The organism is Marinobacter metalliresistant (genome assembly GCF_038098645.1).
GTDB classification, from domain to species: Bacteria; Pseudomonadota; Gammaproteobacteria; order Pseudomonadales; family Oleiphilaceae; genus Marinobacter; species Marinobacter metalliresistant.
In genome coordinates this window covers 3,410,132-3,433,674 of record NZ_CP101118.1, presented here as the reverse complement: position 1 = coordinate 3,433,674, position 23,543 = coordinate 3,410,132, and the positions used below count along the sequence as shown (strand labels likewise).

The window sequence follows — 23,543 nt, the reverse complement described above, 5'->3', positions numbered from 1 at the left end:
ATAGCATGCCTGATGTATATCTACCGTCTGGTCTTCCTGTTGGTACTGGCCATCTATATTTTTTCGCCCAACATCCTCGACTGGTGGACTTCGCCGGGAAACGCCTGGTATAGCCCGTATGTTATCTGGGCCGGGCTGATTGCCATCGGTTTCTGGCTGGAATGGCGGCGGGATCCCAATGAGTTTTAGTACCTCTGGCCTGCTGCTCGCCAGCCTGCTCTACCTGGTCCTGCTATTCGGTATTGCCTGGGTGACCGAGCGTGGCATGCTGCCGCGCCAATGGGTCCGCCATCCCCTGGTCTACATCCTCAGCCTGGGCGTGTACGCAGGTATCTGGGCGGTTTACGGGGCCGTTGGCATGGCGGCGGAATCCGGCTATGGCTTCCTGGCCTATTATCTGGGCATCAGTGGCGCCTTCCTGCTGGCACCCGTGCTCCTGAACCCTGTCATGCGGATCGGTCGCGCCTACCAGCTTACTTCCCTCGCAGACCTGTTTGCCTACCGGTACCGCAGCCAGTGGGCGGGCACCCTGGTAACCCTGTGCTCCGGCGGCGCCATTCTGGCACTGCTGAGCATGCAGATTCAGGCTGTGGTCACATCGGCCAGCATCCTGGCACCGGATACCTCACCCAAGCTGATCAGTGTGATGTTCAGCCTCATCGTGGTGTTGTTCGCCATGCTGTTCGGAGCTCGCCGGGACCAGAACTCCGAGAATCATCAAGGCCTGGTTCTGGCCATCGCTTTCGATTCGCTGATCAAACTGGTGGCGTTACTGGTGCTCGGCGGTGTCATTCTGTTCGGGGTCTTCAATGGCATGGACGGCCTGGAACACTGGCTCGACAACAGATCCTCCGCGGCCGCCACCATGACGCTCAGCATTGACGACGGTAGCTGGCGGGCACTGATGCTGATGTCGTTTGCCGGGGCGCTGGTGCTTCCGCACATGTACCACATGACCTTCAGCGAAAACCCCTCCCCCAAAGCCCTGGCGAAGGCCAGTTGGGGCCTGCCACTTTACCTGTTGCTGCTTGGCCTGCCAGTCCCCCTTATTCTGTGGGGCGGTCAGGAACTGGCGGTGACAACGGGGCCAGGGTTCTTCGCCATTGGTGCCCCTCAGGCCCTGGACAGCCCCACGCTCACACTGCTGATGTACATTGCCGGCCTGTCAGCGGCCAGCGGCCTGATGATCGTCAGCACACTGGCACTGGCGGGCATGGCCCTGAACCACGTGGTGCTGCCACTGAAAACCCCGAAAGACCAGGGCGACATCTATCGCTGGCTGCAGTGGATCAAACGGCTGCTCATCGCGGTGATTATTCTCCTGGCGTTGCTGTTCCACGAGACCATAGGCAAAAATCTTGACCTGTCCATTCTCGGTGCCATTTCGCTGTCCGGCACCCTCCAATTGCTGCCCGGCGCCCTTGGCGTGATTTACTGGCCAGAGGGCAACCGGCGAGGACTCATCGCCGGTCTGCTTGTCGGGCTGGCAATCTGGGTCGTCACCCTGGTCCTGCCCTTCTCTCATACCGCCAATTTACTGGCCTGGTTCGACGCCCCGCTGATTCCGGATTACAGCAACTGGCACATCTTCACCTTCGTGAGTCTGACGGCCAATATCACCGTCTTTGCCCTCATCTCGGTACTCAGCACCAGCACCAGCGAGGAGGCCAGTGCCGCCCAGGCATGCTCGCTGGGCGCCCTCTCCCGCCCCCAACGACGGGAACTGCTGGCCACCTCTTCCAGCGATTTCGTCCGGCAACTGGCGGAGCCCCTGGGCTATGGGGTGGCCCGACGGGAAGTGGAGCGGGCGCTCGCCCAGCTGAAGCTGCCGAACATAGAGTACCGGCCCTACCAGCTCCGAAGGCTCCGGGATCAGGTTGAGATCAACCTGTCCGGCCTGCTCGGGCCCGCCGTTGCCCGGGACATGGTCAAGCGTCATCTGGGCTTCAAACCCATGGCCCAGGGCGGTACCGCCCAGGACATCCGGTATGTCGAACGCGCCCTCGGCGATTACCAGAACCGGCTGACCGGGCTGGCCGGAGAACTCGACAACCTGCGCCGGCATTACCGGCAAACCTTGCAGAACCTGCCCATTCCCGCCTGCTCGGTGGGCGAAGATGGCGAGATCCTGATGTGGAACCACACCATGGAGGAACTCACCGGCATCACAGCCGACGACGTGGTCGGTGCCCGGCTGATGGCACTGCCCGAACATTGGCACCTGTTGCTGGAGGGGTTCAATCGGGGTGAAGATCTGCACCGTTACAAACACCGACTGGACCTCCGTGGCAAACCACACTGGCTGAACCTGCACAAGGCCGCCCTGAGCGGGCCGGATCACACCGAAGGTGGCAGTATCATCCTGGTGGAAGACCAGACTGAGACCCGCCTGCTGGAGGACGAGCTCATGCACAGTGAGCGGCTGGCCTCGGTGGGCAGGCTCGCAGCAGGCGTTGCCCATGAGATCGGGAATCCGGTTACCGGCATTTCCTCGCTGGCCCAGAACCTGAAGCTGGAAACAGACAACCCGGATATTCTGGACACGGCTGAACAGATCCAGCAACAGACCCGGCGCATTTCTGCCATCCTGCAATCGCTGATGAACTTCGCCCGGACCGGCAATCACGCCCAGGCGAACCGGTACGAGCCCGTAACGATACATCGGTGTGTCGAGGAATCGATCAATCTGCTGTCACTCAGCGACAAGGGGCTGGGCATCCATTACATCAATGACTGCCCACCGTCGCTGCAGATCCTCGGGGATGAACAACGCCTGGTTCAGGTGTTCGTCAACCTGTTGGCCAACGCCCGGGACGCATCCCCTGAAGGTGGCACCGTCCTGATCAGTGGAAAGGGTGACGGCTACTCCGCTATTATCGAGGTCGCCGATGAGGGCCCGGGCATCCCCGGAGACCAGCTTGATCATATCTTTGAGCCGTTTTACACCACCAAGGCACCGAATAAAGGTACCGGCCTTGGCTTATCGCTGGTGTACAGCATTATTGAAGAACACTACGGCAACATTCAGGTTGAGAGCCCCGCCAATGCAGAAACAGGCAGGGGCACCTGCGTACGGCTGAGATTGCCAGCCTACGAATCCGAAACCGAAACCGAAACCGAAACCGGCAACACTACCATCAGCCAGAACCAAAGGTCTTGAGACTGTTATGCCTCGAATTCTGATCGTGGAAGACGAAGACATTATTCGCTCAGCAGTACGCAAGCTGCTGCAGCATGCCGGCTATGAAGTCGCCGATGCCTCATCTGTCGAAGAAGCCGAGCAGAACCACGAACCGGACCAGTTTGACCTGATCATCTCCGATCTTCGCCTGCCCGGTGCTGCCGGCACCGAGCTGATCAACCGGGCGCCGAACACCCCGGTGCTGATCATGACCAGCTACGCCAGCCTTCGCTCGGCCGTGGATTCCATGAAAATGGGCGCCGTTGAATACATCGCCAAACCGTTCGACCACGACGAAATGCTGGCTGCCGTAGAGAACATTCTGGCTCGAAAACCGTCTGGCCAGAACACTGGCGGTGAACCCGCCGCCACCGCCGAAATACCCGAAAGCAGCGACCCCGCCAACATCATGTTCGGCGATTGCGACCCCATGCAGCGCGTGTTTACCCTGATCCGCAAGGTTGCGCCCACAGAAACCACCGTGCTGATTCAGGGGCAATCCGGTACCGGCAAGGAGCTGGCCGCCCGCGCCCTTCACCTGATGAGCCCGCGCGCCACCAAGCCGTTAATTTCGGTGAATTGTGCGGCGATTCCGGAAAGCCTGATTGAATCGGAACTGTTCGGCCATGAGAAGGGTGCCTTTACCGGTGCGGTTTCAGCGAGGACGGGCCTGATCGAAGCGGCCGATGGCGGCAGCCTGTTCCTGGATGAAATCGGTGAATTACCCGCAGAAGCCCAGGCCCGTCTGCTACGGGTGCTGCAGGAGAGCGAGATCCGCAAGGTTGGCTCCACTCAGAGCCGAAAGGTAAACGTGCGGATGATTGCGGCTACCCACCGGAACCTGAAAGCCATGACACGCACGGGCGAGTTCCGGGAAGACCTTTATTACCGGCTGAATGTCATGCAGATCCGGATTCCGCCGTTACGGGAACGTCAGAGCGACATTCTCGGCCTGGCCCGCCGCTTCCTGAAGCGCCAGGGTGAGAAAATGGGCAAACCCAACCTCAATCTCAGCCCTGAGGCCATGCGGGCTCTCGAACGCCACCGCTGGCCAGGTAACGTGCGGGAACTGGAAAATGCCATTGAGCGGGCCACCATCCTCTGTGATGGCGATGTTATTACTCCGGCACTACTGGACCTCGACAGTGAAGGTGGCGACGAGTACATCCCGGAAACGCTGGTGGAAGGCAACAATGAGCAAACCCGGACCCGGGAAGCAGATTCAGCCAACGACCTTTCCCTGGAAGACTACTTCCAGCACTTTGTTCTCGAGAACCAGGACCGCATGAGCGAGACCGAGCTGGCCCAGAAACTGGGGATCAGCCGGAAATCCCTGTGGGAACGTCGCCAGCGCCTTGGGATCCCGCGGAAAAAACCCTCAGGAAACTGAAACCGGAATAGTGTGAACGGAAACTCAGTTGTTACTCTTTGTTCCTCTCGGTAACACTCCCCCTCAGGAGTAACGTGATCTCAGTAACACTTAGGTCAGATACGGGGTAACACTTATAGCCTACAAAATCGTAAGGCATTGTTAATAAAAGAAATAAAAAAACTGGCACACGGACTGCAGACTATTAAGCGCACAACAACAAAAACAAGAGTGACAAAGCAGCGCCACAACAAAAACAAAAAGCTGCGGAAAAACGTTCGGTAACAAAAACAAAAACAGGACGTGAGCGAACTGAGTGTTTTGGGTACTTTGCTTTTTAGTGGCCCCACGGCACGTGCGAGTTGTAGATGCAGAGAAGAATTGCCTTACAGGTGACGCTGCAGCTACTCCAAACCCGCCCGATGTCTCTGGCTGCTCTGTGTATTCAAAGCTTTCCGTTTGCACTGTTGATATGCCCCAGATTTGGGGATAGACAGTGGGGTACAAAAACGAAGAAAAATCCCGGCAAAAACAAAAACAATGCAGATCGTCAACGCTTTCAGGGCGGATTCGTGTAAACGGATCCGCCTTTTGATTTTCTGGGCACCGGAACTGTAATCCACGGCAGACGTGTGCAAATCCTGCTCAAACCGTTAAACTCTCGGTTTTTGCTCATCGCGGCCACGGATTTCAATGCCTAAATCAATTTTCACACTCGTCGAGCAATCGGTCGGTAAATTCCGTTCATTCATGTCCGGCAACGGAAAAAAGAAAGCCCTCATCTACCAGCGGCGGGAAATCCCCCGGGACCAGCACAACGTCTCCCGCTCGGTAATCAGTGAGCCCGCCAAGAAGGTCCTGCATCGCCTGAACAAGTCAGGCTATGAAGCCTACCTGGTCGGTGGCGGCGTCAGAGACATCCTGCTGGGTGGAAAACCCAAGGATTTCGACATCGCCACCAACGCCACGCCGGAAGAAGTACACGATCTGTTCCGCAACTCCCGGCTGATCGGCCGCAGGTTCCGAATTGTTCACGTGGTGTTTGGCCGGGAAGTCATCGAGGTAACCACCTTCCGGGGCAACGCCACAGAAGCCGATACCGACGCCGATGATGACGATCGCAGAACCAGCGAACATGGGCTACTGCTCCGGGACAATGTCTACGGCAATCAGGAAGAGGACGCCCTGCGCCGGGACTTTACAGTAAACGCCCTGTACTACTGCATTCGCGACTTCACCATCATTGATTTCGCCAACGGCATAGAAGATTTGCGTAACCGGCAACTGCGCCTGATTGGCGACCCGGAAACCCGTTACCGGGAAGATCCGGTTCGTATGCTCCGGGCCATCCGGTTTGCCGCCAAGCTCGGGTTTGATATCGAACCGGAAACCGAAGCTCCGATAAAAGAGCTGGCTCCGTTACTGAGTCATATCCCTTCTGCCCGGCTGTTTGATGAAGTGCTCAAGCTGTTTTCCGCTGGTCACGGCGAGGCCACCTACGATCTGTTAACCCGTTACAACCTGCTCGAGCCACTGTTTCCTGAAACCGTCAGGGCCATAGAGGCCGGCGAACCGGATGAACTGATCCGCCAGGCTCTACGGAATACCGACGCCCGTATTGCCCAGGGCAAATCGGTCACCCCCTACTTCCTGTTTGCCGCCATGCTCTGGCCGGCGCTCCAGGCGGAATGGCATCGCAGACAGGACAACGGCGACCCGGTTCAACCCGCACTGCATGGCGCCATCGGCAAGGTGATCGGCCGGCAGGTGCAGGCAACCTCAATTCCCAAACGCTTCTCGGGGCCCATGAAGGAAATCTGGGAACTCCAGATGCGCCTGCCTCGCCGCCAGGGCAAGCGGGCCTTTGTCACCATGACGCATCCCCGGTTCCGGGCTGCCTACGATTTCCTGCTGGTCCGGGAGGATTCTGGCGAGATTGAGCCAGGTCTGGGCCAATGGTGGACCGAGTTCCAGCAAGCGGATGAGCGGCGCCAGGAGCGGATGCTATCCGAACTGGCCAGCGACGCGCCGAAAAAGCGCAAACGCCGCCGCAAACCGGTTCAAAGACCGCCACAGCAATGATGACCGATGCGTTCATCGGGCTGGGCAGCAATCTCGAAGCGCCTGTCGTCCAGCTCGCCCGGGCCGTTTCCGAACTGGCTGCCCTGCCGGACACCACCCTCGTGGCCCAATCAGCCTTTTATGCGAGCCGGCCCGTCGGCCCGCAGGACCAGCCAGACTTTGTCAACGGCGCTGTGTGGCTGAAAACATCGCTGGCCCCCCATCAATTGCTGGACCAGCTACAGTCAATCGAGCAGGCCCACGGCCGGGAACGGCTCCGGCACTGGGGGCCCCGAACCCTCGACCTGGATCTGCTGCTGTTTGGGAACCGAGCACTGGATGATGAACGGCTTACCGTACCCCACAGGGAACTGCCAAACCGCGACTTTGCCCTCCAGCCCTTACTGGACCTGAACCCAGGCCTGACATTGCCGGACGGAACACCCGTTGCCGCTCTGCGCCGCCAATGCCCGGACAACCGCTTGCGCAAGCTTCCACCCGCGGATTACCCTTAACACTTCAGCGCCGGTACCCCGGCCCGGTCTAGGCCCATCCACCCAAAAGGCAAGGATTCTATGGCTGTTACCATCAATACCCTGCGTGAATTCAAGCAGAAGGGCAAAGCCTTCGCAGCCCTTACCTCCTACGACGCCACCTTCTCCCAGGTCGTCAGCGAAGCGGGCGTTCACGTTATTCTGATTGGCGATTCCCTTGGCATGGTGCTGCAGGGCCACGACAGCACTCTGCCGGTGACCATGGACCAGATGGTGTACCACGTCAGCTGTGTCGCCAAGGGTAACCGCGGTTCCCTGATCATGGCGGACATGCCGTTCATGAGTTACGGAACCGTTGAGGCCGCCCTGGAGAACGCCGCGGAACTGATGCGCGCCGGCGCCCACATGGTGAAACTCGAAGGCACCGACTGGATGAAAGACACCATCGCCGCCCTGAGCGAACGCGGCGTGCCCGTGTGTGCACACCTGGGCCTGACACCGCAGTTCGTCAACAAGTTTGGCGGCTACAAGGTACAGGGCCGTGACGAAAAGGCAGCGGAGATGATGATCGAACATGCCTGCGAACTGGAGTCAGCCGGCGCCGACCTCATTCTGCTGGAATGTGTTCCGGCGCCGCTGGCCGCACGAATCTCCCAGGCCGTCAGGGCTCCGGTAATTGGCATTGGTGCGGGCTCGGATACCGACGGCCAGGTCCTGGTACTGCATGACATGCTCGGCATCACCACCGGCCGCAAACCGAGGTTCGTGAAAAACTTCCTGGCCGAGACGCATTCGGTACAGGAGGCGATTGAGGCCTATGTGAACGCCGTCGGCGAGCGCACATTCCCCGCTGAGGAGCATACGTTCAAGGCATGAGAACCATACATTCCCTGAAAGAACTGAGGACCATCCTTCGCGGCTACCGCGGGCGGGGTAAAACCATCGGCCTGGTGCCAACCATGGGAAATCTGCACGAGGGCCACGTTTCCCTGGTCCGAAAAGCTGCCGAGATGGCCGATGTTGTGGTTACCAGCATCTTTGTCAATCCAATGCAGTTCGGAGCCAGCGAAGATCTGGACAAGTACCCGAGAACCCTGGCTGAAGATCAGGATAAGCTCGCTTCGGCCGGCAACACTCTGGTATTCGCCCCTACTCTGGACGAAGTGTATCCGGAAGGGCTGGCAAAACAGACCCAGGTGGTTGTACCGGATGTCAGCGATGGCCACTGCGGCGCCAGCCGGCCCGGTCACTTTGAAGGCGTTGCAACGGTGGTGACCATGCTGTTCAACATGGTTCAGCCGGACCTTGCGGTGTTTGGCGAGAAGGACTTCCAGCAACTCGCCGTCATCCGGAAAATGGTCCGCGATCTGATGATGCCTGTCGATGTCGTTGGGGCGCCCACCGTTCGGGAGGACGATGGTCTGGCGAAAAGCTCCCGAAATGGCTACCTCACACCTGATGAACGGAAAATCGCTCCGGTTGTGTACCAGACCCTGCAGGCCACGGCCGGAAAAATCGCCGATGGTCGTACAGACTTCCAGGCTCTGGAAAGCGAAGCTGAGCAAAGCCTGGGCAAGGCCGGGCTGCGTCCGGATTATTTCAACATCGTGAATAGCCAGACCCTTAAGCCGGCCACCCCGGATGATCAGGAGATCACTCTCCTGGCGGCGGCCTTCCTCGGCACGACCCGTTTGATTGATAACCTGTCCGTAACCCGATAGGCCCACAGAAAAGGAGACTCTGATGTCCGCAAATCCGGCAGTACTGACCTCGAAACCCGAATGGCAGACACTGAAGGAACACAGGGAACGTCTGGACGGCATTGCCATGACGGATCTCTTCAGACAGGATCCCGAGCGGGCAAAGCGCTACTTTATCGAGGCGGCGGGACTGTCCCTGGATTTCTCCAAGAACCGGCTCACCGACGAGGTGCTTGAGGCACTGCTGGCACTGGCAAGCAGCTGCAACCTGGAAGCCCGGCGCGAGGCACTGCTGCGGGGTGACCGCGTGAACGTCACCGAGGACCGCCCCGCCCTGCATACGGCGCTTCGCAATCCGGGCACGGAGGCCATCATGGTGAACGGCCAGGACGTCGTTGCCGAGGTACAGCGCACCCTGGCACGGATGGAAACGCTGGTAGACGGCGTGCTGAGCGGCAGCCGCACCGGATACACCGGCAAACCCTTTACTGACGTCGTAAGCATCGGTATCGGCGGCTCCTATCTCGGGCCCAAGCTGGTGGGCGAGGCACTCCAGCCCTACGGACAGTCTGGCGTACCGTGCCATTACGTGGCCAACATCGACGGCACCGAGATCTGTGAAACCCTCCGGCAGGTGAATCCGGAAACCACTCTGTTTCTGATCCAGTCCAAATCCTTCCGGACCCAGGAAACCCTGGAAAACAGCAAGGTGGCGCGCCAGTGGTTGCTCGACCACTGCGGCGACGAACAGGCGATTTCCAGGCACTTCATGGCCGTTACGGCCAACGTGCCGGCAGCACAGAATTTCGGAATCGATCCGGACAACGTCTTTCCCATGTGGGACTGGGTCGGAGGCCGTTACTCCCTCTGGTCCGCCATCGGATTGCCCATCGCCTTCACCGTCGGCATGGCCAACTTCCGGGCTCTGTTGGCCGGCGCCCACGCTATGGACCAGCACTTCCGGGAGGCGCCACTGCACCAGAACCTGCCGGTAGTCATGGCGATGCTCGGGGTCTGGTACAACAATTTCTGGGGCGCCGAAACCCACGCCATCCTGCCCTACGATCACTACCTGCGCAGCCTGCCGGACCATCTCCAGCAGTTGGATATGGAGAGCAACGGCAAGAGCGTGACCCAGGGCGGCGAGGCTCTGGCCTGGCAGTCCGGGCCGGTCATCTGGGGCGGGGTTGGCGCCAACGGCCAGCACGCTTACCATCAGCTGATTCACCAGGGCACCCGCCTGATTCCGGCGGACTTCATCATTCCCCTGACCACTCACAATCCCGTTGCCACCCATCATGCGGACCTGTTTGCCAATTGCCTCAGCCAGTCCAGAGCCATGATGGCCGGCAAATCCCTGGAAGAAGCCAGGGCAGAACTGGCGGCGGAAAAGCACTCCGACGCAGAGATTGAGCAGCTTGCCCCCCACAAAGTGATTGCGGGCAACAAACCGAGCAACACCCTGACGATGGAGAAGGCAACCCCGGAAACCGTCGGCGCACTCATCGCGCTCTACGAACACCGGACCTTCGTGCAAGGAGTGATCTGGGATGTGGATTCGTTTGATCAGTGGGGGGTGGAACTGGGCAAACAGCTCGGCAAAAGCATTCTGCCTCGCTTGCTTGGCCAGGACACCGGCGACCAGGACAGCGACAGCTCCACCGACCACCTCATCGAGCTGTTTCGCTCAGCCAGCGACCGCTCTTGATATCTGCCGCCCCTGCCAGCTGAAATCCACCGGCCAGAGTTTCTGGCCGGTGTTGTATTGACGCCACAGTTGGCCATAGGCTTTACCGCACACCGGATGCACGGCTTCCGGCGCAATGTCTGCCAGGGGTCGAAGAACAAAGGCATTCTTGAGGATTTCGCCCCGTGGCAGCTCAACACCATCAACCCGCCCGACAACGTCGCCGTAGGTCAGAATGTCCAGATCCAGGGTTCGGGCACTGAACTTCGGGACATCCCTGCGCCGGCCATTGTCCGCCTCAAGTTGCTTGAAGCGCCGGGACAGCTCGGCAACCGGCAGTACCGTGTCGACACCCACGACCAGATTCAGGAACGGGGAGCCATCAAACCCTACGGCCTCACTGTCATACACCGGTGAGACACTCAGTTCACCAAACCATTCATGCAGGGCATCAAGCGCGGCGATAACGTATCGCTCCCGGTCTACATTGCTGCCAATACTGAGGTAGACCCGGACGGGCCCCGACATTACCGCGACCCCCTTTCGATGCACACGCCCACGGCCTTCGCGCCGGGCACGGCACCCGGTTTACGTATGGCCAGCCTGAGCCAGATTACGCCAAATTCTGCCTGCAGAACCCCGGCCAGGACCTCGGCGCCGTGTTCAAGCAGCTTTGGCCTGAGTTCTTTCAGACAGGTCCCGATCCGACGACTGACTGTGGCGTAATCCAGAGCGTCGGCAACATCATCGGAACGGCCAGGCACCCGATTATCCCAGGCCATCTCCAGGTCGATGACCAGGCTCTGGGTGACTTCCCGTTCCCAGTCGTAGACACCGACCACTGTCTCCACAACCAGGCCTTCGATAAATACGCTGTCTGCCAAGGGGGCTCCCGGACTCTTCCACTCGTTCGTGATTGAATAACGCACAACCAGGGGATATTGTGAGCAAGCTGGCCGGCGTTTTCAGGGCCGGCATTTTCGCACACAATGACCAGATACGTCTTCGCTTCCGAGCCCACAGCATGATTCCCAGTGACCCGGTATTAACCGTTCTGCTCTATGCCGCCGCTTATATGGCCGGCTCAGTGCTGTTCGCACTGCCAGTGTGCCGGCTCTGGAAGCTACCGGATCCCAGGACCCAGGGCTCCGGCAATCCGGGCGCAACCAACGTTTACCGCACCGGAGGCTGGCCGCCAGCCCTGATGACGCTCGCACTCGACGCCGCCAAGGGTTGGCTCCCGGTCTGGCTGGCTCACGCTGCCGGCCTCTCGGTGATGGTTCAGGCTATCGTGGCGCTGTGCGCAGTGACCGGCCACATGATCCCGGTGTTCTACCGGTTTCAGGGCGGCAAAGGCGTGGCAACCGCGCTCGGTGCCGGTCTTGCCCTGGCGCCGGTAACCACGCTGGTGATGGCTGCCATCTGGACGCCGGTGATCTGGCGCTGGCGAATTTCAGCCCTCGCCTCGCTGCTGGCCATCATCAGCGGGCCGCTTATCAGCGCGTTTATCGAGCCGGAAACCCTGCCCCTGTTTGGCCTGCTGGCTATCCTGATCGTGGTTCGCCACCGCAACAACCTGATCCGGCTCACACAGGGCCGGGAGGCTGGCCTCTAAAGCTCCGTCGAGAGATCAGTCAACCAGCCCTGCAGACCTAGGCTCACTGATCGGCGGTAACCTATTCATCGGCCACCGGGGCACCGCAAGGATCCGCTCGCCATCCTGCTGGCCCGCCTTGAGGCGTTGGGCGCCGGCGTAGGCAATCATGGCACCGTTATCGGTACAGAACTCCGGGCGGGCATAAAAGACATCCGCTTTCAGTTTGGCCGCCATTTTTTCCAGGCCGGCACGCAAACGCCGGTTGGCACTGACGCCCCCTGCGATAACCAGGCGCTTGCAGCCGGTCTGCTCCAGAGCCCGGCGGCATTTGATGGTCAGGGTGTCCACCACAGCCGCCTCAAAAGCCAGAGCAATATCCGCCCGGGTCTGGTCATCCAGCCCACCGGAATCCCGGGCAGCATTCACGGTATTGAGGGTAAAGGTTTTCAGGCCACTGAAACTGAAATCCAGCCCGGGCCGGTCGGTCATTGGCCTTGGAAACCGGTAGCGCCCTTCAGTGCCTTTCTCGGCGAGTGCCGCCACCCGGGGGCCACCCGGATAATCCAGGCCGAGCATCTTGGCGGTTTTATCGAAGGCTTCACCGGCGGCATCGTCCACCGACTCACCCAGCATTTCATACGCACCTATGCCATCGACCCGCACCAACTGCGTGTGCCCGCCGGAAACCAGCAAGGCCACAAAAGGAAATGCGGGCGGATTGTCCTCTAACATGGGCGCCAGCAGATGCCCCTCCATGTGATGCACACCCAGCACGGGAATGCCCAGGGCAAAGCCCAGCGCATGAGCCACAGCGCCACCCACCATAAGCGCGCCCACCAGCCCGGGGCCCGCGGTGTAGGCAATGCCCTCTATATCGGTGCGGCTTCGCCCGGCATCCGCCAGCACCTGATCACACAGTGGCAGGAGCTTGCGGACGTGGTCCCGGGAAGCCAGCTCGGGCACCACACCGCCGTAATCCGCATGCATGGCTATCTGGCTGAACAGTGCGTGGCCCAGCAGGCCCTGCTCGGTGTCGTACAGTGCAACGCCGGTTTCATCACAGGAGGTTTCAATACCAAGTATCAGCATAGTGTCTGGCCACATTGGTTGGCAGAAATGGATTGGCAGAATTGAAAACGAGGCGCATTTTAGCAGAAACCCGAAACCCACTGGCAGATTCATCGAACAAACATTGACCTCGCCATAAGCCAGGCGCTATCATTGCCGCCCTAAATTATGCACTGGTCGAGTTTTAGCCAATCTGACCAGGGATCGAGAACCGATCTGGCCATGCCAGGCGGACAAAATTGAAACCGAATCTATCAGGTAGGTGATTTTCGAATGCCAGCTGTTAAAGTGAAAGAGAATGAACCGTTTGACGTAGCACTGCGTCGCTTCAAGCGTTCCTGCGAAAAAGCAGGTGTACTTTCTGAAGTGCGTCGTCGTGAGCACTACGAGAAGCCGACCGCTGTTCGTAAGCGCAAAGCAGCCGCTGCCGTTAAGCGTCATCTCAAGAAGCTTCAGCGGGAACAGCGCAAGTTCGAGCGTCTGTACTAAGTTTTCCGACGCCGCTTGACTGCAAAGCACTGATTGCCTGTACAGCCGCAGGCTGCACAGAGCGACTCAAAAATGCCGCCGAGGCTTGGCTTCGGCGGCATTTTTGGCTATTGGCCAATTCCGATGACGGCCTGATGTGGAGCCTCCATGAGCGGACTGATCCCTCAACAGTTTGTTGAAAACCTGCTGGACCGCATAGATCTGGCGGAACTGATCGGTTCACGCATTACACTCAAGAAAGCCGGCGCCAATTACAAGGCCTGCTGCCCGTTCCACGACGAGAAAACACCCTCGTTCAATGTCCGGCCGGATAAGGGCTTTTACCACTGCTTCGGGTGCGGAGCTCATGGCGACGCCATCAGTTTTGTCAGGGAGTTCGACGGACTGGGTTTTACCGAAGCAGTTGAAGAACTGGCCAAACGGGTCGGACTGGAAGTGCCCTATGACCGGGCTGCGAAACAGGAAATCCAGCAGGCCCGAACACTGACAGACGCTCTGGATTTTGCCAGCCGCTTCTATCACTCAGCGCTGCAGGGCCAGCAGGGCGCCTATGCCCGGGACTACCTGAAGCAGCGAGGCCTGGACAGCACCATCGTAGAGCAATACCAGGTGGGTTACGCACCCTCAACCGGTACCGCCCTGTACGATGCGGCGAACAGAGACCTCCAGGGCCCGCTGATCGAGACCGGCACGGTTTCCGACAAATACGGCCGGCCCAGGGACCTGTTCCGGAACCGGGTCATGTTCCCGATCCGCAACAGCCGGGGCAAAACAGTCGCCTTTGGCGGTCGTACACTGGGTGACGACAAGGCGAAATACATCAACTCCCCGGAGTCGGATGTCTTTCATAAGAGCCGCGAGATATACGGACTGTTTGAGGCCAGGCAGGCAATCCGGCAGCTCGACAAATTACTCGTGGTTGAAGGCTATATGGACGTTATCGCCCTCGCCCAGCACGGCATTCATTATGCCGTTGCAACCCTGGGCACGGCGACGAATCAGGACAGCCTGACGGCCCTGCTGAGACAGGTCAGACACATTGTGTTCTGCTTCGACGGAGACCAGGCCGGCTTCCGGGCCGCTGACCGGGCCATGGAAAATGCGCTGGAACTGATGGCCGACGGCCTCCACCTGCAGTTTCTGATGCTGCCACAGGGTGAGGACCCGGACACACTGGTGCGAAAGGAAGGCCCCGAGGCCTTCCAGAAGCGCATTGACGGCGCCACACCCATGTCCCGGTACCTGTTTGACCGGCAGAGCGAAGGCCTGGATCTGCAGTTGCCAGAACACCGGGGCGAACTGAGGGCCCGGGTTGAGCCAATGCTCAACAAGATGCCAAGAAGCACCCTCCGGGATGCCATGTGGCATGAAATGCTCCGCCTCTGCGGCGGGCGCAATCCGTGGCAAAACCGGCAGCACGGACAACAAAAAGGCAGGTGGAACGGCGAGCGAAGGGACCGGGTTACCGAAGAGCGCATCGACGTAAAACTCAGCAAGGACAGCATTCTCTGCCTTGCCCTGCTGGAGGCGCCGGATCTGGCCACCGAAGTAACAGAGCTGGCCAGCGGCTCCAGACAGTTTAACCAGGCCCGTAATTTTGCAAGCTGGATTCTGGAGAAGGCCGTCCGGGATCGAAAAGCACTGGTTCGCGGACTGGCACTGGACAACACAGCCCGGGAGCGGTTTTACCACCTGTTTGACGGGATCGAGCACATTCCGGCGCGGGAAAGCACGCTGGCCGCCGCGAGGGAGCTTCTAAGCCCGAACGAGGAAGCATCGCGCCAGCTGCGACTGGCAACACTGTTACGAAACCTGTCAAGCCTCACAACCGAGGAGCGGCAGGAGCTGAGAGCCCTGAGTGGTGGAACCCGGGACTAACAGCACTTGAAACTTGATGCACTGATCACCATCTAACCATGAAGCCGCGGCTCCTTGGTGGCAGAGCAACCGAGCGACAGCTATAATGGCTGTTTCACTTTTTTCCTTCTGAAAAGCGAGTTCACAGGGTGTCTATGTCAGGCAATTCGCAAAAATCACGTTTGAAAGACCTCATTGCACGAGGCAAGGAACAAGGTTACCTGACTTACGCCGAGGTAAACGACCACCTCCCGGAAGACATCGCTGACCCGGATCAGGTCGAAGACATCATTCGCATGATCAACGACATGGGCATTCAGGTGTCTGAAGTTGCACCGGACGCAGACACGCTTCTGATGACCGATGGCGATTCCACGGCCGACGAAGCCGCTGCCGCCGAAGCCGCCGCCGCGCTGGCTGCCGTAGAATCCGACGCCGGCCGAACCACAGACCCGGTCCGCATGTACATGCGGGAAATGGGCACTGTGGAACTGCTGACCCGTGAAGGCGAAATCGTCATCGCCAAGCGTATCGAGGAAGGTATCCGCGATGTCATGGCTGCCGTCGCCCACTTTCCCGGCATCACCGGCACCGTTAGCCAGGCCTACGACCGCATTATCGAGAACGAAGGCCGCATCAGCGACGTGGTAACCGGTTTTCTGGACCCGGACGATGCCGAGCCGTTCATGGGCGAGGACACCACCACCGATAGCTCGGACGATTCCGGCTCATCCTCCGACGATGACGACGATTCCTCAAACGAGGAAGAAACCGATAACGGACCCGATCCGGAAGAAACCCGTCTCCGGTTCGAACTGCTCAACGAAAAGCTGAATGCCGCCAACAAGGCACTGGCCAAGCACGGCCGTTCCGACAAGAAAACCCAGCAAGCCCTGAACGAGCTGGGCCAGGTGTTCGCGCCGTTCAAGCTGGCCAACAAGGCATTCGATGAACTGGTCAACGTGGTTCGCTCCACCAATGATCTCGTGCGCGAGAACGAGCGGGCGATCATGCAGATCTGCGTGCGTGACTGCAAAATGCCGCGCAAGGATTTCATCAAATCCTTCCCTGGCAACGAGGTCAACCTGGACTGGGCCGACAAGATCGCCAAAAGCAAGAAGCCTTACGCAGCGCCGATTTCGGAGCGCATTGACGAGATTGTTCGCCTCCAGAAGCGGATCCAGAACGTGCAGAACGAAGTGGATCTGGATGTCGCCGACATCAAGGAAATCAACCGCCGCGTCTCCATTGGCGAAGCCAAGGCCCGCCGTGCCAAGAAGGAAATGGTCGAGGCCAACCTGCGACTGGTTATTTCCATCGCCAAGAAGTACACCAACCGCGGCCTGCAGTTCCTGGACCTGATCCAGGAAGGCAATATCGGCCTGATGAAGGCCGTAGACAAGTTTGAGTACCGCCGCGGCTACAAGTTCTCCACCTACGCCACCTGGTGGATTCGCCAGGCCATCACCCGCTCCATCGCGGACCAGGCCCGCACCATTCGTATTCCGGTGCACATGATTGAGACCATCAACAAGCTCAACCGCATCTCCCGCCAGATGCTGCAGGAGATGGGCCGGGAGCCCACGCCGGAAGAGCTTGGCGAACGCATGGAAATGCCCGAGGACAAGATCCGCAAGGTGCTGAAGATTGCGAAAGAGCCGATCTCCATGGAAACTCCGATCGGCGATGACGAAGACAGCCACCTGGGCGACTTCATCGAAGATATCCAGGCCCTCTCCCCGGTGGATTCCGCTACCGCCGAAGGCCTGCGCGAGGCCACCCGCTCCGTACTGGCCGGGCTCACAGCCCGCGAGTCCAAGGTATTGCGGATGCGCTTTGGCATCGAGATGAACACTGACCACACCCTGGAAGAAGTCGGCAAACAGTTCGACGTTACCCGGGAACGTATCCGTCAGATCGAAGCCAAGGCTCTGCGCAAACTGCGTCACCCGTCACGCTCCGATCACCTGCGTGGCTTTATCGACGACCAGGGTAATCAGGGATAATTCCCGCAAACAGTAGCGGGCGCCACACCTCACCGGTATAATGGCGCCCGCTTTGTTTCCCCCCTCCGGAAACACCTTTCCAAACAGCGTTCGCTGAATGGGCCTATAGCTCAGTTGGTTAGAGCAGGGGACTCATAATCCCTTGGTCGCAGGTTCGAGTCCTGCTGGGCCCACCATTTGCCAGCCTCCTTACCACTCATTGGTCATGTCAGCATAAATTGGCCGGAACGGCCACATTATGGTGACTTACGTTAGCAGTTTTGGCCGCCTCATTTTGAAACCATAATTCGGGTCATGTCGCCACAACGTGACCGGAGACTGACACCGTAGATTGACAGATAGGTCGCAAAGCGAACGTTCAGGCGGATAGACCAACACTTTCCCCCGGGAGAAATTCCGCCTCTTTTTAGAGAGATCCGCAGTAACGGGGCAGAACCCGACTACCGTCCACTTGTCTGTGAGAGTTCGACTGCTTCGAGACATTGTTCAAAAGGTAGCCAAAGAGCTAAAGAGTCACCCTCAACGGCATCAATAGCAACGAACCCAAACTTTTCGTAGAATCTTTTTGAGTCGTCGTCTTTGGCATCTACCGCACAGCCTATACCTCCAACTGAAATCGACGCATCAACAACCCGCCTCAGGCACTCGATCAGCAGGTATGCTCCTAATCCGTATCCTTTCACGGAGTTATCAACCGCAAGCCGTGCCAGCCGGTAAACCGGCGGATCCGACGGAAACCGCTTTTGCAGGGGATACCCCTGGGGGAAGACAACGGTGCTGGGAAGAAGAGTGTAATAACCGAGGATCTCCGTCGGGTCGACCTCATCTTCAATCAGTACATAAGTCCGTGTCGCCATCTTCTGGCTGCTTTGCCGGGCAATTTTCTTTAAGAACTCGTTGAGTGCAGGTTTACCGCAGTCAAACTTTCGCCGATTGTGTTTTTTACTGATTTCTTCGGTTCTTAAAGTCACCAGCCAACTTCCTGTGGTTGAGTGCAGCTTCTCGAAGCTTTGGGTTAATCGGCTCAGGGTTATCCAGTAGCTCCAGCATAAGATCAGCACTTTGCCGGGAAACCTGAATTTGTAGCGCCTGACGCTCGGCCTCTTGTGCTTCTTTCTTTGCAGCGTAGATCAGGAACTGACTCAAGCTGCGGCCCGTTAACTCTGCTGCATGAGCAATAAGTCTCTGCGTTTCTTCATCGACACGGGCGACCAAGCGAGTGTCTTTACCTTGTGTGTTCATCATATTCTTCACCGATGGTGGGATAGGCTCGACTGGAACCCAAGAAAACCCTCTTCCTTGATAAAAAGTGATTCGACGGACCCAATCTACGTGTGCCATGTTGGCATACTTAATTGCCTTAATCAACTTGGGTGTGCCAATTTGGCACATGCAATTTATAAGGTGCTCAGCTGCACAAAGGTCGCAAAGCGAACATTCAGATTTTGGAATAACGCGAGAGCGCACAAGCGTACTCTCATGCGTCCGTGTGGCGTAAATTGTTAGGTGTGATCACTTCAATGCCCCCGCATAGCTAAAAACTAGCTTTTTCAACTCCAGGTTAGCGAACTGCATTTTCCACATACTGCCCCTAGATCTGACTAAAGGACAGCGTGGCAATGAGCACCAAGGACCGGTTCCATCTCGAGGAATTTTCCTATCACGGCCGAGTCTCGGTCGTCGGGTTCTACCCCGTTTGCTCTGCGCCGCATGGAGAGGTCCTAGGATGGTTCTACGGTCTTTTCATCCACGTGACACGTCCAAGACGAAGACGTCGATGCGCCCTTTAAGTCCGTGATCGAGAAGCTCTTCAATGGCTGCTTTTAGTTGACTGGCTGTCTCCAGGCCATGCCGTTTCCGACCCTCGACTTTCTCCCAGGATCCAAACCAGAAGATTAAGTAAATGCCCTGGCCCTGAGCTGCCGGATGAATAGCATAGAGCTGATCGAGTTGCATCGACGCGGCGGTATACAGATCCTCGTGCCACTGTCCTTTTGCCTCGATGGGAAGCATTAATTCCTTGCCAGAAAACATTTTGATTGCTGAGATGTCGCAGCGATTTGCGCTCTTAACCTGGTCTTCGATTTCAATCTTAATGCCTTTGGATTGAAGTTTGATGGAGAGGCGATCCGCAACTCGTTTAGAAGCCTCAACTTCTCCGACCCTCCTATCGCCGTTGTAAAAGAGATTGCCTGTATCAAATTCACCGCCTGATATTTCACCCTGAAGTGATTCGAGCTCTTCCAGCACCAGTTGCCTGAGGCCTTCAACCGTAACTACTTCATCTCGGTGAAGCACATTGAAAATGTCGGAGGGGGACGGCGGACTATAGTTTCTAAGCGCGATCGTGCGATAAGCGCCACTTTTCATCGTTTTGAGCTTCTCCCGAAAACATTCGAAGCGCCCGTCAGCTTGGAGCTGGTCCAAGACCAACAAGCTGCTCTCCGGGTGGTCATTTGCTATCTGCCACACCAGATCATTCAAAAGCCTATAGGCTCGCTCTTCTCTCGGACTATCAGAACCCCAATGGGTGGGTAAGTGCACCGCTGGCCAATCGTCAATGAACGATTCCAGAATCAAACGTATTTTTTGGGCGCTTAGGCGTGGCCAGGACGGAGTCCCGGTTCTCATTAGCCCGCCGAACAGCGACTCAAACTCGAAAATAAGGTCCTGGTCGCTTGAAAGCCAATCTGACATCAGCGGATGGAGGTCAGGTACAAAGTAAAGATGCCGTAAGCACCAAAAAACAAGTTCTGGCTCGCGTGGAGTCCTGTCGCACGCACTCGACCATGCCTCCAGACAGTCATGCGTTCGCTGTTGAACCCGCCCGACTAGCTCATCCATACGACCAGCCTTCAAAGCAGCGTCAAAGAGGCATTCCAACACCCAAGTATTATTGCCGCGATAGTCGTCGAGCCACTCAAGAGCAAGCGGACCGGCAATGGACGAAAACATCGGATCATCACGAAGCAAATGAACTCCTTCCGGCCTCGAATCGGGACCATGGCTATCCAGCTGTGTTTTGACGAACCGAATCAAATAGCTGCGCTTGTCTGCATCGTTTTGGAACAGGCGAGCATCCGCTTCTTGACGGATTTGAGCCCACTCGTCTTCTTGGACGCTATCGAATCTTAGATCGATATTCGCCCTAAGTATTTCGAGGGCTTGCTGATCGAGCGTTTCGAGTGAACCGGTCTCCCGGAATATTTCAACACTTGATGCCATCAAGATCCTTTCCGCTGGCAAAAACCGACCTGTGCAATGAAGGTTTGCTGTTTCCGCTAGGGAAGGCAGATGAGGTTGAAGATGGAGACGACAATTGATAAATGACCGGCGAATTGCTTCGAGATTCCCGAAGCGCCTTTCTATCTCCTCAGGATTGTGAAGGTAGAGGGTAGCAATATTCCCCAGGAAACCGAGATTTTTCCCGGATTCAACTAAATCGCGATCACGCTCCATAGCCGCCCTATTCCGCGCCAACCGCTTTTCTTGTTTTGCTTGGGACTTGCGGCTTTTCCTCTCCCACCTTAGTTGGTTTTCTTCCCACCATGCCTTGGATTCACGCTCCAACTTATACCAATGGCGCATGAATTCACTGGCCTCAGCCGCTTGTTGGCGCATTAGATGTCTAAGCTTTGATACTTCCTGAAAATTGCCGCGTGTTTTAGGAAGCGCTCTCATGTGGAGAGCACGCCACAAGCGCATATTGCCCACGGTAAAGGCATGGCGAGCCAAGACGACCGAGTCCTGAGCTTGTAGCTTAATACCAGAGTGGATGTGAGGATGGAACAAAAACGGGTTGAGAAAAGGCTCTTCGGTTTCGGAAGCAGTTCGATCATCACAGGCTATTTTCAATAGTTCCTGTCGAAGCGAATGGTTCTTCTGAAGTACGTCCGTCGCCTTACTACGCTGTCCATCGATATCGTTGTGGAAATTGAGGTTTCGGATCCAATGATAAATTCTGGGCGCCTCGATATCGGCATGCTCGCTTTCAAAAAATTGATCGAGCAAATGCCCGATAATCTTGCTGATACCGTCCCTGCAATGGCACTCAAACCGGTTTTCGGCACCGCACGTGCATTGTAGCCCTTTGCTCAGCTCGTCTAGGAGCCAAGCAACCTCTTTACCGTCGAGAGAGTGGATATATCGTGTGATGAAAAGTCGAGAACCTACGTTGTCATCCGCTCTCAGTGCATCATCGTTTGAATAAAGAACGGCGGAGCTCAATAGAAGCGCCTTCTGTGATTCTCGGCCAAACTGTTGGCTGCCGAGTTCCCTGAAAAACATGGCGCCTAGTTCGAGAGAAACCGCGTCGCCTCTGGCTATCAAATCACCTAGGTTCGGCTTGTGATCACGGTTGTGAATAGCGACGAGGCAGTTAGCAGCGAGACGGCGCAATCCGGCCGGCTCCGAAACATCAAGCATCAGGTTGGTAAGATCCCGGTCCAGTTCAGTTGCAGCAGGCGCTCCTTCCAAAAGATCCAGCACCAGGGCTCTGACTTGGATACCAGCATTTATATCGAACAATAACTCGCGAACTGGCTCCTTGAGATCGGCCGAGAAAAAACCCGAAATGTTGAGCGATCGCCATACATCACCACCACGGAAGTAGGGATCATCATCCGCTTGCTTTCGCAGCGCATGAAGTAAGTATATTTTTGAGCGCGTAGTCAATCGGGAAGGGTCCCCGTTTGCTAACACTGCGTACGGAGCGAGCTGTATCGCTCCCCGCTGTATGCTTTCTCCGCCAACGGCAGCGAGCCAACCTAAGAGGCCTCGCAATTCTTCGCGCACAACGGAATTGGGGGCTATGAGGGCAAAACACTGTCGTAGTGATAATGGATCACATGGATCATCGATTCGTTGAGCAAGATACTCGGCCGCACAATATTCCTCGACAACCCGGTGTACTGGACGGTGAGAGTTCTGATCGTCAGTTGGGACAAACAATCTTGAGTCCAGGACACAGTTAGGGTTGTGCCTGGTAGAAGACACAATACTTTGCAGACGGGGGAACAGATCCGTCTTTAGCGTATCCGCAATGCTGATGCCGACGGCGCCCGAAAGTAGAAGTACAGTAAAAGCTTCTTTAGATATCTCGATTTTTACATCAGACGAAAAGCTGTTTCTCTGGGGACGTTGCTTATTTGCCTCAAAGGCGAGCCTCTCAACCGCGTCATGAAAGACCTGCCTCTTATCCACAAAATTGCCTTGGCTTTCCACAAAGGCTTCAGAGAACAGACTAAGAAAGAGCGGGTTGCCAAGAAGTGGAGCAAGATCGAAGGCATCTACAGCTTGTAGGAACTTCGAAAAATCTTGTTCGGGGAAGAGATGTCCAAAAAATGCCTGCTGCTCATTCTCTGAAAGAGCATTCAGATAGGTAACATAAGGATCTGTCGCGAAGCATTCTTTGACAAGGTGGGTGTTTGACTCTTCCCACTCGCTAGATCGACTGGCGAAGATAACCTTCTTAGGTTGGTTTTTTCTGGCCTTGAAAATAAGCTCATCAAGGCCTGACTCGTTGAGCCTTGCAACTTCGTCAAGCCCATCAAGGACTAGGAAATCACATTGACGTGGTTCAGTCTCAAGCTTGAATAATCTGGCAGATTCCGATTTTACCCCCAATTGAAGTCCTAAGCTTTTCAGAAGTTCGGACTTTCCCGCACCGGGCTCTGCGAGAACGATAATGACAGAACTGCTCTTAAGCAGCTGTTCCTCGGTGAGGCAGTCACCCTCATGGTTCAGTGTTCGGGGTAAATAAAATTCTTCACTCATTTTAACGCCAAGCCTGATCTACCGCCTTTGAATTAGGCCCATTTTGGCTGACATATAGCCCCTATGAACAGACTCGAAATCTGCCCAAAGAGAAATCTTCCGATTATCCCCTCTTGAGCCGAGCGCTATTGTTGAATGGATGGGGGGAAATGTTCGCTTTTGTTTAGAAATTTTGGGGTGGCCTGGACGGTCGCAAAGTGAATATCCCCCTCTGTCAAGGTAGTTGGAACCCCACCCGATGTTAGACTCTCTCAATAAA

18 protein-coding genes and 1 tRNA gene are annotated in these 23,543 nt (G+C 57.0%); 13 read left to right on the top strand and 6 right to left on the bottom strand.

From position 1 onward, the window contains the following. Positions 1 to 12 precede the first annotated feature (12 nt). The 8 genes from NLK58_RS16035 (at position 13) to pgi (ending at position 10,513) form a co-directional block, all read left to right on the top strand. Complete coding sequence (locus NLK58_RS16035; RefSeq protein ID WP_007153470.1) at positions 13 to 189, top strand: hypothetical protein; 177 nt, start codon at positions 13 to 15, stop codon at positions 187 to 189. Beyond that, the gene (locus NLK58_RS16030) at positions 179 to 3,160 is read left to right on the top strand and encodes an ATP-binding protein (RefSeq protein ID WP_341581285.1); all 2,982 of its coding nucleotides are present in this window, start codon (positions 179 to 181) and stop codon (positions 3,158 to 3,160) included. Before NLK58_RS16035 ends, NLK58_RS16030 begins: the two co-directional genes overlap by 11 nt. A gap of 7 nt (positions 3,161 to 3,167) precedes the next feature. Then, positions 3,168 to 4,571, top strand: coding sequence for a sigma-54 dependent transcriptional regulator (locus tag NLK58_RS16025; protein ID WP_117619436.1), 1,404 nt, complete (start codon positions 3,168 to 3,170; stop codon positions 4,569 to 4,571). Between the two features lie 729 nt (positions 4,572 to 5,300). Continuing rightward, the gene (gene pcnB, locus NLK58_RS16020) at positions 5,301 to 6,632 is read left to right on the top strand and encodes a polynucleotide adenylyltransferase PcnB (protein ID WP_205422346.1); all 1,332 of its coding nucleotides are present in this window, start codon (positions 5,301 to 5,303) and stop codon (positions 6,630 to 6,632) included. Next, on the top strand, positions 6,629 to 7,126 hold the full coding sequence (folK, locus tag NLK58_RS16015) for a 2-amino-4-hydroxy-6-hydroxymethyldihydropteridine diphosphokinase (RefSeq protein ID WP_341581284.1): 498 nt from the start codon (positions 6,629 to 6,631) through the stop codon (positions 7,124 to 7,126). The genes pcnB and folK (NLK58_RS16015) overlap by 4 nt, the downstream gene beginning before the upstream one ends. 60 nt (positions 7,127 to 7,186) lie before the next feature. Then, positions 7,187 to 7,981 (top strand): 3-methyl-2-oxobutanoate hydroxymethyltransferase, encoded by a 795-nt coding sequence (gene panB, locus NLK58_RS16010; protein WP_117619433.1) that lies wholly within the window; start codon positions 7,187 to 7,189, stop codon positions 7,979 to 7,981. Then, on the top strand, positions 7,978 to 8,826 hold the full coding sequence (gene panC / locus NLK58_RS16005; protein ID WP_341581283.1) for a pantoate--beta-alanine ligase: 849 nt from the start codon (positions 7,978 to 7,980) through the stop codon (positions 8,824 to 8,826). The genes panB and panC overlap by 4 nt, the downstream gene beginning before the upstream one ends. 22 nt (positions 8,827 to 8,848) lie before the next feature. Beyond that, on the top strand, positions 8,849 to 10,513 hold the full coding sequence (gene pgi / locus NLK58_RS16000) for a glucose-6-phosphate isomerase (protein ID WP_341581282.1): 1,665 nt from the start codon (positions 8,849 to 8,851) through the stop codon (positions 10,511 to 10,513). Here the strand turns inward: pgi and folK (NLK58_RS15995) are convergent. Together folK (NLK58_RS15995) and NLK58_RS15990 are read right to left on the bottom strand one after the other, a co-directional pair. Next, positions 10,493 to 11,020 (bottom strand): 2-amino-4-hydroxy-6-hydroxymethyldihydropteridine diphosphokinase, encoded by a 528-nt coding sequence (gene folK / locus NLK58_RS15995; protein ID WP_117619430.1) that lies wholly within the window; start codon positions 11,018 to 11,020, stop codon positions 10,493 to 10,495. The genes pgi and folK (NLK58_RS15995) overlap by 21 nt on opposite strands. After that, entirely contained in the window at positions 11,020 to 11,376 is a 357-nt protein-coding gene (locus NLK58_RS15990; RefSeq protein ID WP_117619429.1) for a dihydroneopterin aldolase, read from the bottom strand. Before NLK58_RS15990 ends, folK (NLK58_RS15995) begins: the two co-directional genes overlap by 1 nt. Before the next feature lie 140 nt (positions 11,377 to 11,516). On the opposite strand from NLK58_RS15990, the gene plsY reads away from it, so the two are divergent. After that, on the top strand, positions 11,517 to 12,107 hold the full coding sequence (gene plsY / locus NLK58_RS15985; RefSeq protein ID WP_341582820.1) for a glycerol-3-phosphate 1-O-acyltransferase PlsY: 591 nt from the start codon (positions 11,517 to 11,519) through the stop codon (positions 12,105 to 12,107). Positions 12,108 to 12,122: 15 nt separating this feature from the next. Here plsY and tsaD read toward each other — a convergent pair whose 3' ends face one another. Continuing rightward, the gene (gene tsaD, locus NLK58_RS15980) at positions 12,123 to 13,178 is read right to left on the bottom strand and encodes a tRNA (adenosine(37)-N6)-threonylcarbamoyltransferase complex transferase subunit TsaD (protein WP_341581281.1); all 1,056 of its coding nucleotides are present in this window, start codon (positions 13,176 to 13,178) and stop codon (positions 12,123 to 12,125) included. A gap of 252 nt (positions 13,179 to 13,430) precedes the next feature. Here tsaD and rpsU point away from each other — a divergent pair, with 252 nt between their 5' ends. The 4 genes from rpsU to NLK58_RS15960 all read left to right on the top strand — a co-directional run bounded on the left by rpsU (position 13,431) and on the right by NLK58_RS15960 (position 17,685). After that, entirely contained in the window at positions 13,431 to 13,646 is a 216-nt protein-coding gene (gene rpsU, locus NLK58_RS15975) for a 30S ribosomal protein S21 (RefSeq protein WP_007153483.1), read from the top strand. Between the two features lie 147 nt (positions 13,647 to 13,793). Further along, positions 13,794 to 15,524, top strand: coding sequence for a DNA primase (dnaG, locus tag NLK58_RS15970; protein ID WP_117619427.1), 1,731 nt, complete (start codon positions 13,794 to 13,796; stop codon positions 15,522 to 15,524). A gap of 134 nt (positions 15,525 to 15,658) precedes the next feature. After that, the gene (gene rpoD, locus NLK58_RS15965) at positions 15,659 to 17,509 is read left to right on the top strand and encodes an RNA polymerase sigma factor RpoD (protein ID WP_117619426.1); all 1,851 of its coding nucleotides are present in this window, start codon (positions 15,659 to 15,661) and stop codon (positions 17,507 to 17,509) included. Positions 17,510 to 17,608: 99 nt separating this feature from the next. Continuing rightward, positions 17,609 to 17,685 (top strand) — tRNA-Ile (locus tag NLK58_RS15960). 264 nt (positions 17,686 to 17,949) lie between these two features. Here the strand turns inward: NLK58_RS15960 and NLK58_RS15955 are convergent. From NLK58_RS15955 to NLK58_RS15945, 3 genes are all read right to left on the bottom strand, one after another. Continuing rightward, entirely contained in the window at positions 17,950 to 18,480 is a 531-nt protein-coding gene (locus NLK58_RS15955) for a GNAT family N-acetyltransferase (RefSeq protein ID WP_341581280.1), read from the bottom strand. Next, the gene (locus NLK58_RS15950) at positions 18,452 to 18,754 is read right to left on the bottom strand and encodes a DUF1778 domain-containing protein (RefSeq protein WP_106672860.1); all 303 of its coding nucleotides are present in this window, start codon (positions 18,752 to 18,754) and stop codon (positions 18,452 to 18,454) included. The genes NLK58_RS15955 and NLK58_RS15950 overlap by 29 nt, the downstream gene beginning before the upstream one ends. Before the next feature lie 498 nt (positions 18,755 to 19,252). After that, a complete protein-coding gene (locus tag NLK58_RS15945; RefSeq protein WP_341581279.1) occupies positions 19,253 to 23,284 on the bottom strand; it encodes a hypothetical protein in 4,032 nt (1,343 codons plus the stop codon). Positions 23,285 to 23,543 lie beyond the last annotated feature (259 nt).

Excerpts from the sequence above, each read along its gene's own strand:
- NLK58_RS16025 (WP_117619436.1), top strand. The coding sequence starts at position 3,168 with ATGCCTCGAATTCTGATCGTGGAAGACGAAGACATTATTCGCTCAGCA.
- folK (WP_117619430.1), bottom strand. The coding sequence starts at position 11,020 with ATGTCGGGGCCCGTCCGGGTCTACCTCAGTATTGGCAGCAATGTAGAC.
- pgi (WP_341581282.1), top strand. The coding sequence starts at position 8,849 with ATGTCCGCAAATCCGGCAGTACTGACCTCGAAACCCGAATGGCAGACA.
- NLK58_RS16030 (WP_341581285.1), top strand. The coding sequence starts at position 179 with ATGAGTTTTAGTACCTCTGGCCTGCTGCTCGCCAGCCTGCTCTACCTG.
- NLK58_RS15945 (WP_341581279.1), bottom strand. The coding sequence starts at position 23,284 with ATGAGTGAAGAATTTTATTTACCCCGAACACTGAACCATGAGGGTGAC.
- dnaG (WP_117619427.1), top strand. The coding sequence starts at position 13,794 with ATGAGCGGACTGATCCCTCAACAGTTTGTTGAAAACCTGCTGGACCGC.
- NLK58_RS16035 (WP_007153470.1), top strand. The coding sequence starts at position 13 with ATGTATATCTACCGTCTGGTCTTCCTGTTGGTACTGGCCATCTATATT.
- panC (WP_341581283.1), top strand. The coding sequence starts at position 7,978 with ATGAGAACCATACATTCCCTGAAAGAACTGAGGACCATCCTTCGCGGC.
- rpoD (WP_117619426.1), top strand. The coding sequence starts at position 15,659 with ATGTCAGGCAATTCGCAAAAATCACGTTTGAAAGACCTCATTGCACGA.
- plsY (WP_341582820.1), top strand. The coding sequence starts at position 11,517 with ATGATTCCCAGTGACCCGGTATTAACCGTTCTGCTCTATGCCGCCGCT.
- NLK58_RS15950 (WP_106672860.1), bottom strand. The coding sequence starts at position 18,754 with ATGATGAACACACAAGGTAAAGACACTCGCTTGGTCGCCCGTGTCGAT.
- panB (WP_117619433.1), top strand. The coding sequence starts at position 7,187 with ATGGCTGTTACCATCAATACCCTGCGTGAATTCAAGCAGAAGGGCAAA.
- tsaD (WP_341581281.1), bottom strand. The coding sequence starts at position 13,178 with ATGCTGATACTTGGTATTGAAACCTCCTGTGATGAAACCGGCGTTGCA.
- pcnB (WP_205422346.1), top strand. The coding sequence starts at position 5,301 with ATGTCCGGCAACGGAAAAAAGAAAGCCCTCATCTACCAGCGGCGGGAA.
- rpsU (WP_007153483.1), top strand. The coding sequence starts at position 13,431 with ATGCCAGCTGTTAAAGTGAAAGAGAATGAACCGTTTGACGTAGCACTG.
- folK (WP_341581284.1), top strand. The coding sequence starts at position 6,629 with ATGATGACCGATGCGTTCATCGGGCTGGGCAGCAATCTCGAAGCGCCT.